Origin of the sequence: Streptomonospora nanhaiensis (assembly GCF_026642255.1) — a bacterium.
GTDB lineage: Bacteria > Actinomycetota > Actinomycetes > Streptosporangiales > Streptosporangiaceae > Nocardiopsis > Nocardiopsis tropica.
On sequence record NZ_CP113264.1, the window covers coordinates 5,314,419 to 5,335,033 of the forward strand.

The following is a 20,615-nucleotide window of genomic DNA, read 5'->3' on the forward strand; positions in this document are numbered from 1 at the left end:
CTAAGGAGACAGGCATGGCACCCCCCGCCGACCGCTTCACCCGCGCACTCCTCGCCTGCGGCGCCGCCGCCCCCCTGTTCGTCCCGGTGCTCCTCGCCGAGGGGGCGTACCGCCCGGACTACGAGCCGCTCCACCGGTTCGGCAGCGAACTCGCCCTCGGGGAGAGGGGCTGGATACAGACGGCCAACTTCATCGCCACCGGCCTCCTCCTGCTGACCTTCTCCGTCGGCGTGCGCAGGGCGGCGCCCACCGGCCGGAGCTCGTTCGCGCTGCCGGCCCTGACCGCCCTGGCCGGGGCGTGCCTGGTCGTCGCCGGCGTGTTCCCGACCGACCCCGTGGGGGTCGGGACGGCGGGCGCGACCACCCCGGCCGGGACGGTCCACGCGGTCAACGTGCTGCCCTTCCACGCCGCCCTCACCGCGGCGCCCCTGGCGATGGCGTGGCGCCTGGCCGCAGAGCCGGGACGGCGGGCGTGGGTGGCGTACTGCTGCGCCGCGGGCGCCCTCGTCCCGCCGCTCTTCGCGGCCTTCATGGCTTCCGCCGAGCACGGCTTCCACGGCCTGGGACAGCGGGTCGTCCTGACGGTCGGACTGACCTGGTTCGCGGCCGCGGCATGGCTGCTCCTGCGCTCGACCGCCCGGAAGGACCCGGCCCCGGACGCGGGAGGTGGAAAAGGGGTGGACGGGGGTCGGACTGCGTGCTAAGTTCATCTCAGTCAGAGAAAAACTCAGGTTGAGAATAACGAGGACCCGCACGTGACCGAGGACAGGACGCCCCAGCACGACGAGCCGGAGAGCAGGTTCCTCTCCGGCTACGACCCCCACGCCTTCGCCCCCGCCGCGGTCACCGTCGACGTCGTCGCCCTCACGATCCGTCCGGAGGCCGGGACCGGGGAGACCGGGGCCCGGCGGACGGGGACCCCCCACGTACTGCTCACACGGCGCGCCGCCCACCCGCAGCGCGGCCGGTGGGCGCTGCCCGGCGGGTTCGTCCGCGCGGAGGACGGGCCGGACGGCCCCGCCGACCCCGACCTGCCCGACGCCGCCCTGCGCGTGCTGTCGGAGAAGACCCGGCTCCCCACCGAGCTGCACCTGGAGCAGCTGGGCACCTACGGGGCGCGGGGGCGCGACCCCCGCATGCGCGTGTTCTCGGTCGCCCACATGCTCCTGGCCCCCGACCTGCCCGACCCCCACAGCGGCAGGGACACCGAGGAGGCCGCCTGGGTCCCGTGGAGCGAGCTCGGGCACGGCGAGGGCTCCCGGGCCGGCCGCGACCTCGCGTTCGACCACGGGCGGATCCTCGCCGACGCGGTCGAACGCGCCCGCTCCAAGCTGGAGTACACCGCCCTGGCCACCGCGTTCCTGCCGTCCGCCTTCACCATCACGGCACTGCGGGAGGTGTACCAGGCGGTGTGGGGGCGCACCCTGCACGCCGCCAACTTCCACCGCAAGATCCTCGCCACCCCCGGGTTCGTGGAGGACACCGGGGAACTCGCCGAGCACGGCGGCTCCGGAGGCGGGCGCCGTGCCCGCCTGTACCGGGCCGGCGGCGCCGCGCTCCTGCACCCGCCCCTGCTGAGGAGCACCCAGTGACCGGGGCGGTCCGACCGCGCCGGGACCCGCCCCGGCGCCGCCCCACCGTCCCCGCTCCGGGGGCCGCGCGCCACGTACGGGAAGGGAGGGACCGATGAGCACGGAACAGCACGACACCGCGGCGTTCGACACGGCCCTGCGCACGGTCTCCATGGCCGAGGACCCCGCCGCGCTGTTCGGCCCCGTGCCGGTCGGCGGCGGAGCCGTCCCCCCGGCCGCCACCGCCGAGTACCGCCGCCTGGCCCGCCTGGTCCACCCCGACCCGGCGCCCGGGAGCCGTCGCGCGGAGGCCTCGGAGGCCTTCACCCGGCTCACACGGCTGTGGGCCCTGTACCGGGAGATGGCCGCCGGGGACCTGCGCTTCGACGACCTCACCCTCGCCACCCGGACGCGCGCCTACCGCGTCGCGGCGGGACGCCTGGCCCGGGGCGACGTCGCCGACCTGCACCCGGTCCGCTACCGCGACGGGGAGTGGCACGACGCCGTGCTCAAGCTCCCCCGGTCCCCCCGCGACAACGACCTGATGGAGGCCGAGGCGACCGCCCTGCGCCGCATGCGCGAGAAGGGCCACGAGCACTACCGGGCGTTCGTCCCCGAGCTGGTGGACTCGTTCAAGCACCGCGACTCCGCGACCGGGGTGGAGCGGCGCGCGAACGTGCTGGGGCGGCTGCACGGCTTCCACACCCTCGCCGACGTGCGCCGGGCCCACCCCGACGGGGTCGACCCCCGCGACGCGGCGTGGATGTGGCGCCGCCTGCTGGTGGCCGTCGGCAACGCGGCGCGGGCAGGGGTCGTGCACGGCGCGGTCGTGCCGGAGCACGTGCTGGTCCACCCCGCCGAGCACGGGCTGGTGCTGGTCGACTGGTGCTACTCGGTGACCTCGCACGCCTCGCGCACCGCACCGCACGTCCCGGCCGTGGTGCCGGGCCGCGAGGACTTCTACCCGCCCGAGGTGGCCGCGCGACGCCCGGCCCTGGCGCAGACCGACATCCACATGGCCACCCGGTGCGTCGAGTTCGTCACCGGGGGGCGCCTGCCCCGGGAACTGCGCTCCTTCGCGCGCGGATGCACCCTGCCGGCGCCCGAGCGGCGGCCCCGCGACGGGTTCGCCCTGCTCTGCGAACTCGACGACGTGCTGGAGCGCGTCTTCGGCCCGCGCCGGTTCCGCCCGTTCCACATGCCGGAACCCTCCCCACCCACCGCCCCCGCCCGCTAGGGCACCGACCCCGCGGCCCCTCCCGGCCGCCCCCGTCCCCTCAGAAGGAGACCCACCCATGGGAAACAGCAACTGGTCCACCGACGCCTACCACGCGCGCCAGGCGTACAACTCCTCCGTCGGGTCCAGCAGCTTCGGCTACACCGACGACGTGCTCGCCTCCACCCCCCGCAGCAAGTGGAAGACCCACCCGAGCCTGGACCCCCGGGACGTCGGCGTCCGGGAGAGCCGCGACTCCGACGAGCACCCCAACTCGCTCGCCATCTCCGTGCTGTTCGACGTCACCGGCTCCATGGGCACCGTGCCCCGCGTCCTCCAGACCAAGCTGCCCGACCTGTTCGGACTCCTGCTGCGCAAGGGGTACGTGGAGGACCCGCAGATCCTGTTCGGCGGGATCGGCGACGCCACCTGCGACCGGGCGCCGCTCCAGGTCGGCCAGTTCGAGTCGGGGAACGAGCTGGAGGACGACCTCGGCAACATCCTGCTGGAGGGCGGAGGGGGCGGCCAGGCCACCGAGTCCTACGAGCTGGCCATGTACTTCATGGCGCGGCACACCGCGATGGACTGCCTGGAGAAGCGCGGACGGCGCGGCTACCTGTTCGTCATCGGCGACGAGATGGCCTACGGGTCGGTCAAGGCGCGCGAGGTGCGCGAGGTGATCGGCGACGACGTCACCGAGAACATCCCGTTCCCGCAGATCCTCGCCGAGCTGCGGCGCAGCTTCGAGGTCTTCTTCATCATGCCCACGGGCAGCCACTACTACGGCGACCCGAAGGTCAGGGGGTTCTGGGACACCCACCTGGGCCAGAACGTCATCTACCTGGACGACCTCGAAGCGGTGTCGGAGACCATCGCGGTCACCGTCGGGCTGGCCGAGGAGGCCATCGACCTGGAGGAGGGGCTCTCGGACCTGGCCGAGGCCGGGTCGGACGCCGGAGAGGCGGTCGGCAAGGCACTGCGCCCCCTGTCCTCCGCGCGCGGCTCGGTGGTGGTCGCACCGGCCCCGGGCGGCCTCCCCGCGGGGGCCGACGAGGGCGGGGTGGGCCGGCTGTGACGGGCACTCCTCCGCGGTGGTCCGACGGGAACGCGGTCGTCGTCGACCTGGGGTTCGGCGACGCGGGCAAGGGCGTGACGGTGGACCTGCTGTGCGCGCGGCGGCGCTTCGGCGCCGTCGTGCGCGCCAACGGGGGCGCGCAGGCGGCGCACAACGTCGTCGCCCCCGACGGCCGGCACCACACGTTCGCGCAGTTCGGGGCGGGAACCCTCGCCCCGGGCGGGCCGGTCCCCACCCACCTGTCACGGCTCGTGGTCGTGGACCCCTTCGCGCTGGCCGCCGAGGCCCGGCACCTCGCGGAGCTCGGGGTCCCCGATCCGTTCTCGCTGGTCACGGTCGACCGCCGGGCGCTGGTCAGCACGCCCTGGCACCAGGAGGCGAACCGGGTGCGGGAGCGGGCGCGCGGCGCCGGCCGCCACGGCTCCTGCGGGATGGGCGTGGGCGAGGCCATGGCCTACGCCCTGGCCCGCCCGGAGGACGCGCCGACCGCCGGCGACTGCGACCGCCCCGAGCGGCTGCGCCGCAAGCTGCGCCGCCTGGCCGACCACCTCGACGCGGTGCGGAGGGAGGCCGCCCGCTCGGGCGGTGCTCCGCGGGAGGCCGGTCCGGTGCCGGACGTCGAGGAGTGCGTGTCCGCGTACCTGGCGTTCGCGCGGCGGGTGCGGCTGGTGGACGAGGAGTACCTGCCCGGCCTGCTGGCCCGCTCCCCCGTGGTGTTCGAGGGGGCCCAGGGCGTGCTCCTCGACGAGTGGCACGGGTTCCACCCCTACACCACCTGGTCGACCACGACCACCGCGAACCCGCTCGCCCTGCTGGCCGAGGCCGGGCGGCCGGGTGACGCCCGCCGGATCGGCGTGGTGCGCACCTTCACCACCCGGCACGGCGCCGGACCGCTGGTGGCGGAGGACCCCGCGCTGGGCGAGCGGCTCGTGGAGCGGCACAACGGCACACACCCCTGGCAGGGGCCGTTCCGGGTGGGCCACCTCGACCTCGTGGCGCACCGGTACGCGCTCGCGGCCACCGGCGGGGTGGACTCGCTGGTGGTCACGCACGCCGACGCCCCCGCCCGTGCCGGCGGCCGGCTGCGCTGGTGCACCGCCTACACGGGCCCGGACGGGGCCCCACTGGAGATCGCCCCCGGCGACGCGCCCGCGCCTGACCACCCCGCCCTCCGGGAGCCCGGCGGGCGCCGCGGGGGTCCCGCGGACGCCACCCGCGCCGCGGAGCGCCTGGCACGGCAGGAGCGGCTCACCCGGGCCCTGGAGTCCGCCGACCCGGTCCTCTCCGCCGCCCCCGCCGCACCGGAGGCGCTCGCCGAGGCGCTGGGCCCTCCGCTGGAGGCGGTGTTCTCCGGCCCCACCCGGGCCGACGCCCTCGTCCCGTCGGGCGTCTGACCGGCCTCCCCGCGGGGCCGGGGCGGACCGGCGTCCGGACCCCGCCCGGACGGCGGCGCCGGTCGGGGCGGGACCGGATCCGGCGGTAGGCGCCGCACGGGGTCCGGGGCGCCGGCCGCCGCGCCTCAGACCACGGTCAGGTGGTAGGTGGTGTCCACCCGGAAGCCCCGGCCGCTGTCCGCCCGGATCTCCAGCACGTACCCTCCGGGGCTCAGGGGGGCGACCGCTCCCCACAGCCCCCAGCTGTGCCTGCGGACCCACAGCGGGCTGCGGAACACCCCCTGGAACTCCTCCAGCGGCAGGGGCACGCCGTTGAGGTGCGCCTCGGCCCTCGCGACCGGGATGGCCGCCGGCTCCGGGGAGTACTCGAAGGTGTGCTGCCGGTTGAGCACCGGGAAGAACAGGGGGCGCCCCGAGGGCACCTCGCACCGGCGCACGACCCTGCCCCCGTAGGTGCCGGCGAGGAACCACAGGTCCTCCGGCTGGTTGAGCGCGGCGTGCCGGCCGGTGGCGTCCCTGACGGGATCGCACCCCTCCGGCGCGGACCACACCCACTTCCACCAGCGGGCCGAGAGCGCGACGCCCTCGCGGGCCCCGATCCGCCACGTCCCGCCGTCCGGCACGACCTCGCTCATGACGACCCCTCTCCCCTGCCCGACCGCCCACCACGGACGCCTTCTCTGCGTGGATCGTACAGATATCAGTGGTTTCCTCAGCGCGCGGGCACACGCGTGGGACGTGTCGCGACGGCGGTCACGGACGGACCCGGGTTAGCGTTGCGCCGTGACTTCCATCTCCGATCCCCGGGTCCGCGACTTCCTGCTCGAAGGCACCCGCACGGGCAAGCTCGCCTACGTCGCCGCCGACGGCCGCCCCCTGGCGGCGCCGGTGTGGTTCACCGTCGAGGGCGACGAGCTCGTCTTCAACACCGGCAGGGAGACCGCGAAGGGGCGGGCCATCGCCCGCGACCCGCGGGTGACGCTGGTCGTGGACCTGGAGGAGGCGCCGTTCGGCTTCGTCCAGGTCCAGGGCGAGGCCGCCGTGTCCGAGGACCCCGGCGAACTCGTCCGGACCGCGACGGTGATCGCACGGCGCTACATGGGGCCCGACCAGGCGGAGGAGTTCGGCCGGCGCAACGGCACCCCGGGCGAACTCGTGGTGCGCGTGCGCCCCACGAAGGTGCTCGCCGCCTTCGACATGACCGGCTGAGGGCCGGGGGCCCGCTCAGCCGACCGCGTGGGCGGCGAAGGCCTCCGCCCCCGCGGTGAGGGGCCCGCGCCTGCTGATCAGCGCCACGTCCAGGTGACCGGTGGGGACCAGGTCCAGGACCAGCGCGCCCGCCCTCTCGGCGAGGTCGCGCCAGGCGTCGGTCACCACGGCCAGTCCCGAGCCGGCCAGGACCAGCGGCAGGACGGAGAGGCGGTCCTCCGTCTCCACGGCGATGTGGGCCTCCAGCCCGTCGGCGACCAGGTCGTCGACGAACCGGCGCATGCCCGACCCCTGCTGGCCCACGATCAGCCTCCGGCCCGCCAGCCGCTCGGCGGGCACGGGCTCCCCCTCGCGGAAGGGGCCGTCCCGCGGGGCCAGGAGCACGAAGGCCTGCCGGACCAGCGGGCGCACGCGGACCCCGGCCTCGGGAAGCGGTCCCGCCGTGGCCACCACGCCGAGCTCGCACGCCCCGGTCCGGACCATGTCGACCGCGTCGCGCGCGGTCAGGGCCACCCTGACCGATACCGACATCTCCGGGTGCAGCGCCGTGAACCCCGAGACCAGGCCGGTCAGCGGCTGGATCGCCTGGGTGGGCAGGGTCGCCACGTCCACCCTGCCGCGCCTCAGCCCCTGGGCCGCCTCGACGGCGGAGCGGGCCAGGTCCAGGCCGCGCACGGCCTCGCGGGCCGGTCCGACCAGCGCGTGCCCGGCCCCGGTCAGGACGACCCTGCGGCCGATCCGGTGGAAGAGGTCGCTGCCCAGGTCCCGCTCCAGCGACCGGAGCGCCTGGGAGAGCGAGGGCTGGGCCAGGTGGAGGGCGGTGGCCGCGCGGTTCACGCCGCCGTGGTCGACCACGGCCAGGAAGTACTCCAACTGCCGGACGTCCACAGCGAACTCCCGTCTCCTTATAGGCCTGGCCTATCAAAGGTATCGGCAGACGGTCTTGGACGCGCGCCCCTGCGGCTGCTGGGATCGGTGCAGGAACGAGCCGCCGTCCGCCGGGCTCCCGCGCACGCCGCGGGACCCGCGTGCCCCCGGGCCCGCAGCTCCCCTCCGCCGGGTGCCCCGCGCCCCCGCCGGGCACACCGGCCCTCACCCACGGGAGACGACATGAAGCACTACCGCATCGCCACGATCCCCGGCGACGGGATCGGCAAGGAGGTCCTGCCCGCCGCCCGCGCCGTCCTGGACCGGGTCGGCCGCCACCACGGCCTCTCGCTGTCCTACGACGAGTTCGACTGGTCCTGCGAGCGCTACCTGGCCGAGGGCTCGATGATGCCCGAGGACGGCCTCGACCGGATCAGGCACCACGACTCCGTACTGCTGGGCGCCGTGGGCCGGCCCGGGGTGCCCGACCACGTCTCGCTGTGGGGACTGCTCATCCCCATCCGGCGGGGGTTCCGGCAGTACGTCAACCTGCGCCCGATCACCGTCCTGGAGGGGGTGCCGAGCCCGGTCTCCCGGGCGCTCCCCGGAGAGGTCGACCTCGTGGTCGTGCGCGAGAACAACGAGGGCGAGTACTCGCAGGTCGGCGGGCGTATTTTCGAGGGGACCCCGGAGGAGGCGGTCGTCCAGGAGTCGGTGTTCACCCGCAGGGGCGTCGAACGGGTGCTGGAGTACGCCTTCGACCTGGCCGGCCGGCGCGGCGGACGGCTGACCTCCGCCACCAAGTCCAACGGGATCGTGCACACCATGCCGTTCTGGGACGAGCTGGTGGCGGAGCGCGCGGCCGAGCACCCGGACGTGTCGTGGGACCAGGAGCACATCGACGCCCTGGCCGCCAAGATCGTCCTGGACCCGGCCCGGTTCGACGTGATCGTCGGCTCCAACCTGTTCGGGGACATCCTCAGCGACCTCGCCGCCGCGGTCGCGGGCGGTATCGGGGTGGCCCCGTCCGCGAACCTCAACCCGGAGCGCGAGTTCCCGTCGATGTTCGAGCCGGTGCACGGGTCGGCCCCCGACATCGCGGGCCGGGGGCTGGCCAACCCGCTCGGCGCGATCTGGTCGGCGTCGATGATGCTCGACCACCTGGGCCACGCCGAGGCGGGCGCGCAGGTGATGGACGCGGTCCGGGGCGTCCTGGCGTCCTCGCCGGTGCGCACGGCCGACCTGGGCGGGACCGCGGGCACGGACGAGTTCACGGGCGAGGTGCTCAGCCGCCTCCCCTGAGCCCGCCCGGAACCGGGGCCCCGCCCGCGCCGGTCGGTCCCCGTGGCGGGGCCCTCCGTGGAGCGGGGGCGCCGGTGCGGACGGATGCGCGCCGCCGGTCGCCGGGACCCGCCCTCCACGAGGCGGAGGGCGGGCGCGGGCGCGACCACGGGACGGGACCCCGGCCGTCACGGGGCGGGGCGTCCGCGACGCCGGTCGGGACTCGCCGGTGCCGTCGACGGCCCTCGGGCGGGTTCACCCCAGCGCCCTGCCGAGGACGCTCCGGATGTGGTCCGGGTCGGCCTCGCGGTCGTCGAGGAGGATGGCCGCGCACAGGCCGTCGGACAGCGCGACGACGGCTTCGACCGCATCGGGGTCGTCGGTCTGGGTCCGGGCGAGCTCCGCGACGTTGTCGCGCCAGTGCCGTGCCACCGGCCGCAGGGCGGGGCGGCGGGCCGCCAGGGTCGACAGCTCCCGTTCGGCGAGTGCGCGTTCCCGGCCCGGACCGGCGGATTCGGCGATGAGGTGGGCGAGGCCGGCGATCGGGTCGTCCTCGGACTCGATGAGTCGGCGGATGCGGCGGGTGTACTCGTCCGTGACGCTGGTCAGAGCGGCCACCAACAGGTCGTCCAAGGTCGCGAAGTAGTAGAGGGTCAGGCTGGTGGTGATGCCCGCCTCCTTGGCCACGGTGCGGTGGGTGACGCCGGAGGCCCCGTCGCGGCGGACGATCGCGAGCGTCGCCTCGATGATCTGGGCCCGGCGGCGTTCACCGCGCAGTCTGCGCCCGTCGACAGGTTTTCGTTCAGCCGCCATCTTCCCGCTCACCAGTGGTCGCCGTTCCTGCCGACGAGGCTATCGGCTCGGCCCCACCGGCGGTGTCGCCCAGGGGCCGGAGGTGGCGCAGCGCCGTGAAGCAGACCAGCGAAGCAGCCGCCACGGCGAGGCCGGCCAGCACGGCGGCGGTGTTGAGTCCGCCGGTGAACGCGGCTCGTGCCTGGTCGAGGGCCGGGGCCGACAACTGGTCCCCGAGGGAGGAGGCCCCGAGGAGGCTGTCACCGTAGGCATCGGCCTCGGAGGGGGACAGCCCGGCCGGGGCCTCGACCCGGCTCCGGTAGATCACGGTGGTCAGGCTTCCCAGGAGCGCGACCCCCGCCGCGATGCCGAGTTCCTGAACGGTCTCGGAGAGCGCGGCCGCCGATCCGGACTTCTCCGGTGGCGCCGCGCCCACGACGATGTCGGTACCGAGCGCGGCGATGACCCCGAGTCCGAGGTAGACGAACGCGAATCCGGCGATCACGCCCGGTGTGCCGTCGGCCCCCGCGAGGGAGAGCAGGGCGTATCCGGACAGCGACAGCGCCAGGGTGGCCGACATGACGACGCCGGGCGACACGCGAACGGCCACGAGCGGGGCGCCGACGGCGCCGACGAGCATGGCCAGTGCGGGCGGCCCCATCCACAGCCCGGCCGTCAGCGGTGAGAGGCCCGCGACGAGCTGTAGGTACTGGGTGACGAGGTACATCGCTCCGCCGAAGCCGGCCAGGCCGACCAACAGGACGGACAGGGCCGCGGAGAAGGCCCGGCCGGTGAAGAGCCCCATGTCCAGCAGCGGCTCGCTCAGGCGCAGCTGGCGACGGACGAACGCGACCGCGGCGCCACCGCCGACGAGGGCCGCGACCACCGCCGGGGCATCGACGCCGTGGGCGGCCGCGTGCTTGACCGCGTAGACGATCGGCAGCATCGCCGCGAGGGACAGCCCGACGCTCAACAGGTCGAGAGGGCCGGCGGAGGACCGGTACTCCGGCAGGAGCACCGGCGCGGCGACCAGGACCAGCACGGCGACCGGCACGGCGACGAGGAAGACCGCGCCCCACCAGAGGTCGGCGACCAGCGCCCCGCCCGCGACCGGGCCCGCCGCCATCCCCAGGGCGAACATCGTCGCCCACACGCCGATCGCCAGCGCCCGCTGCCGGACGTCGGTGAACATGGTGCTGACCAGCGACAGCGTCGAGGGCATGAGCGTCGCGCCGGCCACTCCGAGCAGTGCCCGCGCCACGATCAGCCACAGGGCGCTGGGGGCGAACGCCGCGAGGACCGAGGTCGCGCCGAACGCCGCCGCCCCGATCATCAGCAGTCGGCGCCGCCCGATCCGGTCGCCCAGCGTCCCCATCGTGATCAGGAAGCCCGCGATGAGGAAGCCGTAGGCGTCCATGATCCACAGTGTCTCCGTCGCGGTCGGGTCCAGGTCCGCGGCCAGGCTCGGAACGACGAGGTAGAGCGCCGTCACGTCGAGCCCGAGCAGCATGGTCGGCAGCGCCAGCAGCGCGAGACCGATCCACTCGCGCCACCCGGCGCGCTCTGATTTCCCCATGCCCGCCACGCCCCCTCAGAAGTAGTTGAACCAACGTACTACTTGTACCATAGTTCAACATTTGGTGGCGGAGAGGACGGGGCCGGGCCCCACGGGCGCCCGCCCCTCGGCACGGAGGGCCGCCGGCGACGGCGCCGGGCGACACCGGAGCACCACTGTCATGGCTTCGACCCTTGTGCCGCCGTGACATTCAAAGCCCCTTGTGTTGTCCTCTGGGGACAACACCCGGGTGCGGGCGAGGCACCAGTCTGGGGATCGGGCACACGGAGGACGGAGGGCACGGACATGGCGGGCAGGGGTCTCGGCGGCAGGGCACGGAGGGTGCTGGTCGTCGGCGCGGGGGTCGTCGGGCTGTCCACGGCCTGGTTCCTCCAGGAGCACGGCGCCCGGGTCGTCGTCATCGACCGCGGCGACGTCGGCTCCGGTGCGTCCTGGGGCAACGCCGGATGGCTCTCGCCCGCTCTCGCGCTGCCCCTGAACGAGCCCGGCGTCCTCCGCTACGGCGCACGCGCCCTCCTGGACCCGTCCGCGCCGCTGTCGGTCCCCCTCTCCCCCGACCCCGGCCTGTGGGCCTTCCTCGCCCGCTTCGCCGCGCACTGCCGGTGGGGCGCGTGGGAGCGCGCGGTCCGCGCCAACCTTCCCCTGAACTCCGCGTGCCTGGACGCCTTCGACCTCCTGGCCGAGGGGGGCGTCGTGACGACCGGGGTCCGCGCACCCGTCACGGCGGTGTTCCGTTCGCCCGGCGCCGCCGTCGCACTGCTGCGCGAGCTCGACCGCGTGGCCCGTTCGGGGCTGTCCGTGGACCGCTCCGTACTCACCGGCGACCAGGCGCGCGAGGCGGTCCCCCAGGTCTCCGGCCGCGTGGCCGCGGCGGTGCGCCTGGAGGGGCAGCGCCATGTGGACCCGGGCGCCCTGGTCCGGGCCCTGGCCGCGTCCGTGCGCGAGCGCGGGGGCGAGGTCCGGGGCGGCGCGGAGGCCGTCGGCGTCCGCCCTGACGGAGGCGGGGTCGTCGCGGACCTCGCCGGTTCCCGGGGTTCCTCCGGCGGGGAGCGGCTGACCGCCGACGCCGCGGTCGTGGCGACGGGCGCGTGGTTCGACCGCCTCGTCCGCGCCCACGGCGTCCGGGTCGGGGTCCGCGCCGGCCGGGGCTACTCGTTCACCGTCCCCACCGACGTCCCGGTCCCCGGTCCCGTGTACCTCCCCGAGGCACGGGTGGCGTGCACGCCGTACCGGGGCGCGATGCGCGTGGCGGGGACGATGGAGTTCCGACCGCCGGACGCGGCCATGGAGGAGCGGCGGGTCGCGGCGATCGTCAGGTCGGCCCGCACCCACCTGGCCGGGGTGGACTGGGAGGGCCGTACCGACGAGTGGGTCGGCCCGCGTCCGGTCACCCCGGACGGCGCGCCCCTGGTCGGGGCGACCCGCACGCCCGGCGTGTACGTGGCGGGGGGCCACGGGATGTGGGGGCTCACCCACGGTCCCGTCACGGGGCGGCTGCTCGCCGAGCAGGTCGCCACCGGGAAGCGCCCCGAGGAGCTGCGCCTCCTCGATCCGCTGCGCTGACCCCCGGCCCGCGGCGCGTGCGAGCACCGCCCCGGCCCCGCCCCTCCTGCCAGGCCCGCGCCCCGTCCCGGGGCCGGGCCGCTTCCCGTGCCCCGGCGCGCCCCGGACGGCTCCCGCCGCTCCGGGTCCCGTGCGCGCCGCGGCCTGCCGTCCGAAGGTGAGAGATGTCGACCCCGTTCCCGGCACACGTGCGCGTGTACCGTTCCAGATCCGGCGAGGCCGCCGTGCGCTCGTGGTGCGAGAGGGAGCTGGCCGCCTGCCCGGGGATGCGTCCCCTGCCCCGGATCGTGGCGGACGGCCGCGGCACCCGGGTCCACGTGCTCGGCGGCGGTGGCGGGGTCCCGGTCCTGGTCCTGCCCGGTGCGGGTCTGGGCGCGGCGACCCTCACCGGCGCCGCGCGGCTCCTGGCCCGGGACCGCACCGTGATCCTCGCCGACCTGCCGGGGCAGCCGGGGCTGAGCTCCCCCCTCCGCCCCCTCGGGGGCCGGGCCGCCGCCTACGGCGCGTGGCTGGACGCCCTGCTGCCCCAGGTCACGGACCGCCCGGTGGTCCTCCTCGGACACGCGCTGGGGGCCGCCGCCGTGCTGTCCTCGCCGCCCTCTCCGCTGGTGGACCGCCTGCTGCTGGTCAACCCGGCCGGCCTGGCCGCCCCGGCGAGGGATCCCGGGCGCCTGCGCGCGACGTGCGCGTGGCGGCTCCGCCCCGGTGAGGACACCAGTGCCCGGCTGATCGGCGCGTGGGGCGGGCCGGCCGGGCCGGGGCCGCTCGCGGAGTGGATGACGCTGGTGGGCCGCCACTGCCGGGCGGACACGGTGCCCGGGCTGCTGCGGGGCGAGGAGTTCCGCGACTGGCGCGGGACGCCGGTGACCGTGGCGACGGGGGCACGCGACCGCGTCGTCTCCCCCGCGCTCCTGCGCGGGGCGGCCCGGCGGCTCCTGGACACCGGCGTCCACGAGATCGCGGACGCGGGGCACCTGGTGCTCCACGAGGCTCCGGAGCAGGTCCGCGAGCTGCTCCGGAGGGGCGGCGGCTGAACCCGCGGCGCGACCGCGCGGAGGGGCTCGGCCACCGGCGTCCGCGCCCGGTCTCCTCCGCGTCGCGCGCGACGGGTGGAGCCGTCGCGGGGCGGCCGGGCACGGGCGGTGACGGCCCCGCGGCCCGCCCGGGGTCCCCCGGCGCGGTGGTCCGAGGGGTCCGCGGTCCCACCCCTGCCGCCGCGATCCCGTACCCGTGGCGGGCCGTCGGCCGGGACCCGCCACGGGTACGGGATCAGCGGGGCCGGGGGCCGTGTGTCGCGCCGGCCACGCCCGCGGCCGGCGCGCTAGCCGAGTTCGGCCATGACCTCGTCGGGGATGTCCGCGTTGGTGAAGACGTTCTGCACGTCGTCGGAGTCCTCCAGCGCGTCCACGCACCGCATGACCTTCTTGGCGGTCTCGGCGTCGACCGGGACCTCCATGGTCGGCAGGAAGCTGGAGTCGGCGGACTCGTAGTCGATGCCGGCCTCCTGGAGCGCGGTGCGCACCTGCACCAGGTCGGTGGCCTCGCAGACGATCTCGAACGCCTCGCCCAGGTCCTCGACCTCCTCGGCCCCTGCGTCCAGCACGGCGAGGGTGACGTCGTCCTCGGTCGTCCCCTCCTTGGGGACGATCACGACGCCCTTGCGGTTGAACATGTACGACACCGATCCGGCGTCGGCCATGTTGCCGCCGTTGCGGGTGACCGCCACGCGCACCTCGGACGCGGCGCGGTTGCGGTTGTCGGTCAGGCACTCCACGAGCAGCGCCACGCCGCCGGGGGCGTAGCCCTCGTACATGATGGTCTGCCACTCGGCGCCGCCGGCCTCCTCGCCGGAGCCCCGCTTGCGTGCGCGCTCGATGTTGTCGAGCGGCACCGAGTTCTTGCGCGCCTTCTGGATGGCGTCGTAGAGCGTCGGGTTCCCGTCGGGGTCCCCACCACCGGTACGCGCGGCCACCTCGATGTTCTTGATCAGCTTGGCGAAGAGTTTGCCGCGCTTGGCATCGATGACGGCTTTCTTGTGCTTGGTGGTGGCCCACTTGGAGTGGCCGCTCATGCATGTCCTTTCACGAGGTCGACGAAGAGGCGGTGGATGCGCGCGTCGCCGGTCAGTTCGGGATGGAAGGACGTGGCCATCAGGCCGCCCTGTCGTACGGCGACGATCCTACCGGCCCCGTCGGGGCCCGGTACGCTGCCGAGCACCGTGACCTCGGGGCCCGTCCGCTCCACCCAGGGCGCGCGGATGAACAGCGCGTCGAACGGCGCGCCGTCCAGGCCGTCGATGTCCACGGACGCCTCGAAGGACTCGGTCTGGCGCCCGAACGCGTTGCGGCGGACCGTCATGTCGATCCCCCCGACGGTCTCCTGCCCCTCGACGGCGCCCTCGACGCGGTCCGCCAGCATGATCATGCCCGCGCACGTGCCGTAGGCGGGCATCCCCGCCCGGACCCTCTTGCGCAGCGGTTCCAGCAGACCGTACCTGACGGCCAGCTTGGACATCGTGGTGGACTCCCCGCCGGGGAGGACCAGGCCGTCCACGGTGTCGAGCTGGTCGGGGGAGATCACCTCGGCGGTGTGCACGTCCAGCGTGTCGAGGACGCGCAGGTGCTCGGCGACGTCGCCCTGGAGGGCGAGGACTCCGATGGTGGGTCTGCTGGTCACGAACGGCCTCACTCGTCGGCTGAGGGGGGAGCGGGGACGGGGAGGGCGGGAGGCGGCACCGGCGCGGGACCGCCTCCCGCCCGGGGCGCCGGGGCGCCCGGGTCTACCAGCCGCGTCCGGCGTAGCGCTGGGCGTCGGAGAGCTCGTCGAGGTTGATGCCGACCATGGCCTCGCCCAGACCGCGGGAGACGCGGGCGATCACGGCGGGGTCCTCGTAGTGCAGGGTCGCCTGCACGATGGCGTCGGCGCGCCGGGCCGGGTCGCCGGACTTGAAGATGCCCGAACCCACGAACACGCTCTCCGCCCCGAGCTGGCGCATGAGGGCGGCGTCGGCCGGGGTGGCCACGCCGCCCGCGGAGAACAGCGGAACGGGGAGCCTGCCCAGGCCGGCGACCTCCTTGACGATCTCGAACGGGGCGCGCAGCTCCTTGGCGGCGCCGAAGAGCTCGGCCTCGTCCAGGGTGCCCAGGCGCTTGATCTCGGAGCGGATGGACCGCATGTGCCGGGTCGCCTCGACCACGTTGCCGGTCCCGGCCTCCCCCTTGGAGCGGATCATGGCCGCGCCCTCGGCGATGCGGCGCAGCGCCTCGCCGAGGTTGGTCGCCCCGCACACGAAGGGGACGGTGAACGCCCACTTGTCGATGTGGTAGGCCTCGTCGGCGGGGGTGAGCACCTCGGACTCGTCGACGAAGTCGACGCCGAGGGACTCCAGGACCTGTGCCTCGACGAAGTGCCCGATGCGGACCTTGGCCATGACCGGGATGGAGACGGCGGCGGTGATGCCGTCGATCATGTCCGGGTCGGACATGCGGGCGACGCCGCCGTCCCTGCGGATGTCGGCGGGGACGCGCTCCAGGGCCATGACCGCGACGGCGCCGGCGTCCTCGGCGATCTTGGCCTGCTCGGGCGTGACGACGTCCATGATGACGCCGTTCTTGAGCTGCTCGGCCATGCCTCGCTTGACGCGCTGGGTACCGACCACTGCCTCGGTGCTGTTCGATGCGTTGTTGGCCACGGTTGTGGACTCCCGTTCGTCGAGTTGCCGCTGGGGGCCTGCGGTCGCCGGGCAGCGGGGGCGGCGGCCGCGCGGTGGCACGCGGGCACCGTCGGTGCCGCGCACCCCGGGTCGACCAGCCCCCCATCCTAGTTCCACCCCCTTTCGGGGGCTTTGGCCAGATCGGTGGTTTCCCGGACCGGGGTTCTACAGGGTGTCGGGGCGGGCGGCCGGGGGCGCGGTCCGGGGCGGACGGTCGTCGATCTCGAAGTAGTCCGGCAGGGGCGCGGTGCCCGCCAGGCGGAACACGCGGACGATCCTGGAGCGGCGCGCCCGGCGGGTGTCGGAGACGGCGTCGTTGTAGAAGGTGCGGGCGATGTGGACGCCCTTGGCCGCCGCCTCCACCTCGGCCCGCACGGGGGGCGCCGACGCCGCGCCCCCGGGCCCCGCTTCCTCGACGACGTCCCGCAGGACCCGGGAGAGCCTGCTCTCCGCGAGGTCGAGGCGCCGCTCCCCCGCCTCGCCGGCCGCCGCGACCGCCTCCTCCAGCGCACGGGCCCCCGCCCGCGGAACGCACCCGGCCCCCGCCAGGGCGAGCACGGCGGACCGGCGGCGCGCCAGCGCGCCCTCCAGCCCCGCGCGGGCCACGTCGACCCGGTGGTGCAGGCGGTGCAGGCGCGTGGCCCTCCAGGACAGGTAGAACCCGAACAGCGCCAGGGCCAGGACCGCCCAGGCGACCACGGCGGCGAAGAGGACGTCCTCGATCAGGGCCGCTCACCCCGATCCGCGGTTCCGGTCCCGCTCACACCGACCCCCTCCGCAGCAGAGCCGTGGCGCGGGGCCCGGTGTCCAGGCGCACCCCCGGGCGGCGCCCGTCACCGGTCCCCTGCCCCGCGAGCACCGTCTCGTACACGTGGACGACGTCGGCGGCGACGGTCTCCCAGTCGTAGGCGCGCACCGCCCTGCGGGCGGCCGCCGAGAGGGCGCGGCGCCGTTCCGGGTCGTCCAGGAGCGCTCCCGCCCGCTCCGCCAGGTCGGCGGGGTCGCCCGCGGAGAACAGGTCTCCGGCGTCGCCCCCCTCCAGCACCGCGGAGAAGGCGGGGATGTCGCTGGCGACGATCGCCGCCCCTGACGCCATCGCCTCGGTCAGGACGATGCCGAAGCTCTCCCCTCCCAGGTTGGGGGCGCAGAAGACGTCGGCGGAGCGGTACGCGCGCGCCTTGTCGGCGTCGTCCAGGCGGCCGAGCGGTACGACGCGCTCCCGGAGCCCTGCGGGGACGCCGGCCAGCGCCGCCTCCCGGTCCCCGGGACCCGCGACCAGCAGTCGCAGGCCCGGGCGCGCGGGAGCCATCAGGGCGAAGGCGTCCAGCAGCACGGCCAGGCCCTTGCGCGGTTCGTCCAGCCTGCCGAGGAAACCGAGGGAGCCGCCCTCCCCGGGCCAGCCCGGCAGGGGGTCGGCGTGCTCGAAGGCCCGCACGGCGACCCCGTTGGGGATGAGCACGGCGTCCCCGCCGACGTGCTCCACCAGGGTCCGCCGGGCGGCCTCGGACACGGCGATGCGTCCGTTGATCTTCTCCGTCGCCGAGCGCAGGGCCCGGGAGCTCGCGGCCATCGCCCGCGAGCGGGGGTTGGACGTGTGGAACGTGGCGACCAGGGGGCCGTCCGCAGCCCAGCACGCCAGCAGGGAGACGCTGGGCGCCGAGGGCTCGTGGACGTGCAGCACGTCGAAACCGCCCTCGGAGATCCAGCGGCGGACCCGTGTCGCCGTGCGCGGACCGAAGCTGAGCCTGGCCACAGACCCGTTGTAGGGGACCGGGACCGGCCGCCCCGCGGGGACGAGGTGGTCGGGGAGCACGGCCGTCCCGGCGTCGCCCACCGGGGCGAGCACCGACACCTCGTGCCCCATGCCGGTCAGGGCCTCGGCGAGGTCCCCGACATGCTGCTGCACCCCGCCCGGGACGTCCCAGGCGTAGGGGCAGACCAGGCCGATCCGCATGTGCGCCTCACCCGTTCCGGCGCCCGGGGGGACGGAGGTCGGCGGCCCCGGCCCCCGGGCGCCGCAGTCGGTCCTGCTCGTGGTCGAGGCTGAACACCGGCTGGAGCATGTGCCAGTCCTCGGGGTGCTCGGCGATGGCGCCCTCGAAGACCCGGGCCAGCTCCTGCGCGGTGGCCTGGATCCGCGCGGAGCGCGTGGGCCCCTCCGCGACGGGGATCTCGTCGTGGACGCGGATGTTCCAGTACGGGCCGTCGTACCAGAGCGAGACCGGCATGAGTGCGGCCCCGGTGTTGAGGGCGAGCGCGGCGGGCCCCGAGGGCACGCGGGCGCGCTCCCCGAAGAAGTCCACCTCCAGGCCCGTGCCGTGGATGTCGCGGTCGGCGAGCAGGCAGACCAGCCCGCCGTCCCGCAGCCGGCGCGCCAGGGTCGCGACCGTGTTGCCTCCGCCGGTCAGCGGCAGCACCTCCATCCCCAGGGACTCGCGGTAGGCCGTGAACCGCTCGAACAGGCTCTCCGGGCTCAGCCGCTGGGCGACGGTGGTCAGGGGGGTGCCCCGGAGGGTGATCCAGGCCCCGGCGTGGTCCCAGTTGCCCATGTGGGGAAGTGCGGCGACCACGCCCCGGCCCGACCCGATGTGCTTCTCCAGGACCTCGATGCCGGTGGCCCGGGTGCGGCCGAGGATGTACCGCTCGTCCATCGCCGGCAGCCGGAACATCTCGTAGTAGTAGCGCATGTAGGAGCGCATGCCCGCCCGGGACAGCGCGCGCAGCCGGGCGTCGGTGGCCCCGGGGCCGAGCAGGCGGCGCAGGTTGCGCTCCAGGCCGCGCGTCCCGCCGTCGTGGGCGCGCCAGGAGCGGTCGGCCAGGTGCCGGAAGACGGCCCGGCCCGCCCCCTCGGGGGCGCGTCGGACCAGCTCCCAGCCCGCGGAGTAGGCCAGATCGGCCCAGCGTTCGTCCACGTCGTGCTCCCCGTCCTTTCCTCAGGCCCCGCCGACGGTGTCGTCGGTGCCCTCCGCCGTGCCTTCCGTGCTCCGGGTGACGTCGACGTAGGAGGGGTCGTTGAGGCGGGCCCTGGTCTCGACCAGGCGCTGGAGGACCGTGAGCAGGCTCATCCCGGCGAGCAGCCACAGGCCGCCGGCCAGGACGTAGGGCACGCCGAGCTCGCTGAGCCCCACGGCCACCAGGATGATCACCAGGCGTTCGGTGCGCTCGGCGACGCCGACGTCGCAGTTGACGCCCAGTCCCTCGGCCCGCGCCTTGATGTAGGACACCATGAAGCCGCTGATCAGGCAGAAGAGCGTCAGTCCGGCGAGCAGCGGGTCGTCACCGTCGCCGATGAACCACCAGAGCAGCCCGGCGAGGATGGAGGCGTCGGCCACGCGGTCGAGGGTGGAGTCGAGGAAGGCTCCGAACGCGCTGCCGCTGTCGTTGGCGCGCGCCACCGCGCCGTCGAGCATGTCGAAGAGCGCGAACACGGTGATGACGACCGAGCCCGCGTACAGCTGGCCGCGGGGGTAGAAGTAGAGCGCGCTGATGACGACGCCGGTGGCGCCGATGATGGTCACGAGGTTCGGTGTGAGGCCGATCCGGGCGAGGCTCCGTCCGAGCGGAGCGGTGACCCGGGAGGTGATGGGGCGAAGGATTCTCAGCATGGCTTCTTGTGATCGTAGGGCGGGAACGGCCCCGGGGGTGGGAACCGCGTCCGGTGGGGGTGGCGCGCCACCGGACCGCCCGGTGCCGGGCCGGGGGCGGCGCCGCGGCCGTGCGTTGTCGCGGCCCTGGGGCCGCCGCGCGGTCGGTGCTCGGGGCTGTCTAGTCGCGGGGCCAGTGGTCGGCCAGCTTCTCCCGGGTCTGCTCCAGCATCTCGGGCAGCACCTTGGTGCGGCCGACGACGGGCATGAAGTTGGCGTCGCCGCCCCAGCGCGGAACGATGTGCTGGTGCAGGTGGGCGGCGATGCCCGCGCCCGCCGCGGTGCCGAGGTTCATGCCGACGTTGAAGCCCTGCGGCCGGTAGGCCGCGGTGAGGGCGCGGATGCCGGCGCGGGTGAGCGCGGCGACGTCCGCGGTCTCGTCCTCGTCCAGGCCGGTGTACTCCGAGACGTGGCGGTAGGGGCACACCATCAGGTGGCCGCTGTTGTACGGGTAGAGGTTGAGGACCGCGTAGGCGCTCTTGCCGCGGGCGACCACGAGTCCTTCGGGGTCCGTGAGCGCCGGGGCGCGGCAGAAGGGGCAGCCGTCCTCGGGGCGGGAGCCGGTGGGCTTGCCCTCGCCCTTGATGTAGGCCATCCGGTGCGGGGTCCACAGGCGGTCCCAGCCGTCGGGGGAACCGGTTCCCGCTCCGGGGGCGTCCCACTGGTCGTCCCGCCCGTCCTCGGCACCGTTCATGGGTCGTCCGTTTCCGTCGCC

At 75.2% G+C, this 20,615-nt stretch carries 21 protein-coding genes; 9 read left to right on the forward strand and 12 right to left on the reverse strand.

Translation table 11 applies throughout. The features are described from left to right. The first annotated feature begins 14 nt into the window (after nucleotides 1-14). The 5 genes from OUQ99_RS23015 to OUQ99_RS23035 all read left to right on the forward strand — a co-directional run bounded on the left by OUQ99_RS23015 (nucleotide 15) and on the right by OUQ99_RS23035 (nucleotide 5,256). Nucleotides 15-704: a DUF998 domain-containing protein gene (locus OUQ99_RS23015; RefSeq protein WP_267945873.1), complete on the forward strand. Its 690-nt coding sequence runs from the start codon at nucleotides 15-17 to the stop codon at nucleotides 702-704. A gap of 51 nt (nucleotides 705-755) precedes the next feature. After that, nucleotides 756-1,592, forward strand: coding sequence for an NUDIX hydrolase (locus OUQ99_RS23020; protein ID WP_267945874.1), 837 nt, complete (start codon nucleotides 756-758; stop codon nucleotides 1,590-1,592). A gap of 94 nt (nucleotides 1,593-1,686) precedes the next feature. Continuing rightward, complete coding sequence (locus tag OUQ99_RS23025; protein ID WP_267945875.1) at nucleotides 1,687-2,808, forward strand: J domain-containing protein; 1,122 nt, start codon at nucleotides 1,687-1,689, stop codon at nucleotides 2,806-2,808. Between the two features lie 58 nt (nucleotides 2,809-2,866). Beyond that, nucleotides 2,867-3,862 carry a hypothetical protein gene (locus OUQ99_RS23030; RefSeq protein ID WP_267945876.1) on the forward strand — a complete coding sequence of 332 codons (996 nt, stop codon included), beginning with the start codon at nucleotides 2,867-2,869 and terminating at the stop codon, nucleotides 3,860-3,862. Continuing rightward, complete coding sequence (locus OUQ99_RS23035) at nucleotides 3,859-5,256, forward strand: adenylosuccinate synthetase (protein WP_267945877.1); 1,398 nt, start codon at nucleotides 3,859-3,861, stop codon at nucleotides 5,254-5,256. Before OUQ99_RS23030 ends, OUQ99_RS23035 begins: the two co-directional genes overlap by 4 nt. A 125-nt stretch (nucleotides 5,257-5,381) precedes the next feature. Here OUQ99_RS23035 and OUQ99_RS23040 read toward each other — a convergent pair whose 3' ends face one another. After that, complete coding sequence (locus tag OUQ99_RS23040; protein ID WP_267945878.1) at nucleotides 5,382-5,891, reverse strand: hypothetical protein; 510 nt, start codon at nucleotides 5,889-5,891, stop codon at nucleotides 5,382-5,384. A 148-nt stretch (nucleotides 5,892-6,039) separates the two neighbouring features. Between OUQ99_RS23040 and OUQ99_RS23045 the strand changes: the two genes are divergently transcribed. Beyond that, the gene (locus OUQ99_RS23045; RefSeq protein ID WP_267945879.1) at nucleotides 6,040-6,465 is read left to right on the forward strand and encodes a PPOX class F420-dependent oxidoreductase; all 426 of its coding nucleotides are present in this window, start codon (nucleotides 6,040-6,042) and stop codon (nucleotides 6,463-6,465) included. Nucleotides 6,466-6,480: 15 nt separating this feature from the next. On the opposite strand, the gene OUQ99_RS23050 is transcribed toward OUQ99_RS23045, so the two are convergent. Next, nucleotides 6,481-7,353 carry a LysR family transcriptional regulator gene (locus OUQ99_RS23050; protein WP_267945880.1) on the reverse strand — a complete coding sequence of 291 codons (873 nt, stop codon included), beginning with the start codon at nucleotides 7,351-7,353 and terminating at the stop codon, nucleotides 6,481-6,483. A gap of 222 nt (nucleotides 7,354-7,575) precedes the next feature. Between OUQ99_RS23050 and OUQ99_RS23055 the strand changes: the two genes are divergently transcribed. Next, a complete protein-coding gene (locus OUQ99_RS23055) occupies nucleotides 7,576-8,634 on the forward strand; it encodes a tartrate dehydrogenase (RefSeq protein WP_267945881.1) in 1,059 nt (352 codons plus the stop codon). A gap of 234 nt (nucleotides 8,635-8,868) precedes the next feature. Here the strand turns inward: OUQ99_RS23055 and OUQ99_RS23060 are convergent, their stop codons facing one another. Both OUQ99_RS23060 and OUQ99_RS23065 read right to left on the reverse strand, forming a co-directional pair. Beyond that, nucleotides 8,869-9,426, reverse strand: a complete 558-nt coding sequence (locus OUQ99_RS23060; protein ID WP_267945882.1) for a TetR/AcrR family transcriptional regulator — start codon at nucleotides 9,424-9,426, stop codon at nucleotides 8,869-8,871. Next, on the reverse strand, nucleotides 9,416-10,981 hold the full coding sequence (locus OUQ99_RS23065) for an MFS transporter (protein ID WP_267945883.1): 1,566 nt from the start codon (nucleotides 10,979-10,981) through the stop codon (nucleotides 9,416-9,418). The genes OUQ99_RS23060 and OUQ99_RS23065 overlap by 11 nt, the downstream gene beginning before the upstream one ends. Before the next feature lie 285 nt (nucleotides 10,982-11,266). On the opposite strand from OUQ99_RS23065, the gene OUQ99_RS23070 reads away from it, so the two are divergent. Continuing rightward, nucleotides 11,267-12,544, forward strand: a complete 1,278-nt coding sequence (locus OUQ99_RS23070; RefSeq protein WP_267945884.1) for an NAD(P)/FAD-dependent oxidoreductase — start codon at nucleotides 11,267-11,269, stop codon at nucleotides 12,542-12,544. Nucleotides 12,545-12,708: 164 nt separating this feature from the next. Continuing rightward, complete coding sequence (locus tag OUQ99_RS23075) at nucleotides 12,709-13,578, forward strand: alpha/beta fold hydrolase (RefSeq protein ID WP_267945885.1); 870 nt, start codon at nucleotides 12,709-12,711, stop codon at nucleotides 13,576-13,578. Nucleotides 13,579-13,865: 287 nt separating this feature from the next. On the opposite strand, the gene OUQ99_RS23080 is transcribed toward OUQ99_RS23075, so the two are convergent. The 8 genes from OUQ99_RS23080 to OUQ99_RS23115 all read right to left on the reverse strand — a co-directional run bounded on the left by OUQ99_RS23080 (nucleotide 13,866) and on the right by OUQ99_RS23115 (nucleotide 20,594). Then, entirely contained in the window at nucleotides 13,866-14,615 is a 750-nt protein-coding gene (locus OUQ99_RS23080; protein ID WP_267945886.1) for a YebC/PmpR family DNA-binding transcriptional regulator, read from the reverse strand. Further along, nucleotides 14,612-15,220 (reverse strand): pyridoxal 5'-phosphate synthase glutaminase subunit PdxT, encoded by a 609-nt coding sequence (pdxT, locus tag OUQ99_RS23085; protein ID WP_267945887.1) that lies wholly within the window; start codon nucleotides 15,218-15,220, stop codon nucleotides 14,612-14,614. The genes OUQ99_RS23080 and pdxT overlap by 4 nt, the downstream gene beginning before the upstream one ends. Before the next feature lie 103 nt (nucleotides 15,221-15,323). Then, complete coding sequence (gene pdxS, locus OUQ99_RS23090; RefSeq protein WP_267945888.1) at nucleotides 15,324-16,235, reverse strand: pyridoxal 5'-phosphate synthase lyase subunit PdxS; 912 nt, start codon at nucleotides 16,233-16,235, stop codon at nucleotides 15,324-15,326. 186 nt (nucleotides 16,236-16,421) lie between these two features. Next, complete coding sequence (locus OUQ99_RS23095; protein ID WP_267945889.1) at nucleotides 16,422-16,955, reverse strand: hypothetical protein; 534 nt, start codon at nucleotides 16,953-16,955, stop codon at nucleotides 16,422-16,424. Between the two features lie 61 nt (nucleotides 16,956-17,016). Beyond that, on the reverse strand, nucleotides 17,017-18,210 hold the full coding sequence (locus OUQ99_RS23100; RefSeq protein WP_267945890.1) for a glycosyltransferase family 4 protein: 1,194 nt from the start codon (nucleotides 18,208-18,210) through the stop codon (nucleotides 17,017-17,019). Between the two features lie 7 nt (nucleotides 18,211-18,217). After that, nucleotides 18,218-19,168, reverse strand: a complete 951-nt coding sequence (locus OUQ99_RS23105; RefSeq protein ID WP_267945891.1) for a phosphatidylinositol mannoside acyltransferase — start codon at nucleotides 19,166-19,168, stop codon at nucleotides 18,218-18,220. A 21-nt stretch (nucleotides 19,169-19,189) separates the two neighbouring features. Then, a complete protein-coding gene (gene pgsA / locus OUQ99_RS23110) occupies nucleotides 19,190-19,840 on the reverse strand; it encodes a phosphatidylinositol phosphate synthase (RefSeq protein ID WP_267950463.1) in 651 nt (216 codons plus the stop codon). 181 nt (nucleotides 19,841-20,021) lie between these two features. Continuing rightward, complete coding sequence (locus tag OUQ99_RS23115) at nucleotides 20,022-20,594, reverse strand: HIT family protein (protein WP_267945892.1); 573 nt, start codon at nucleotides 20,592-20,594, stop codon at nucleotides 20,022-20,024. Nucleotides 20,595-20,615: the final 21 nt, after the last annotated feature.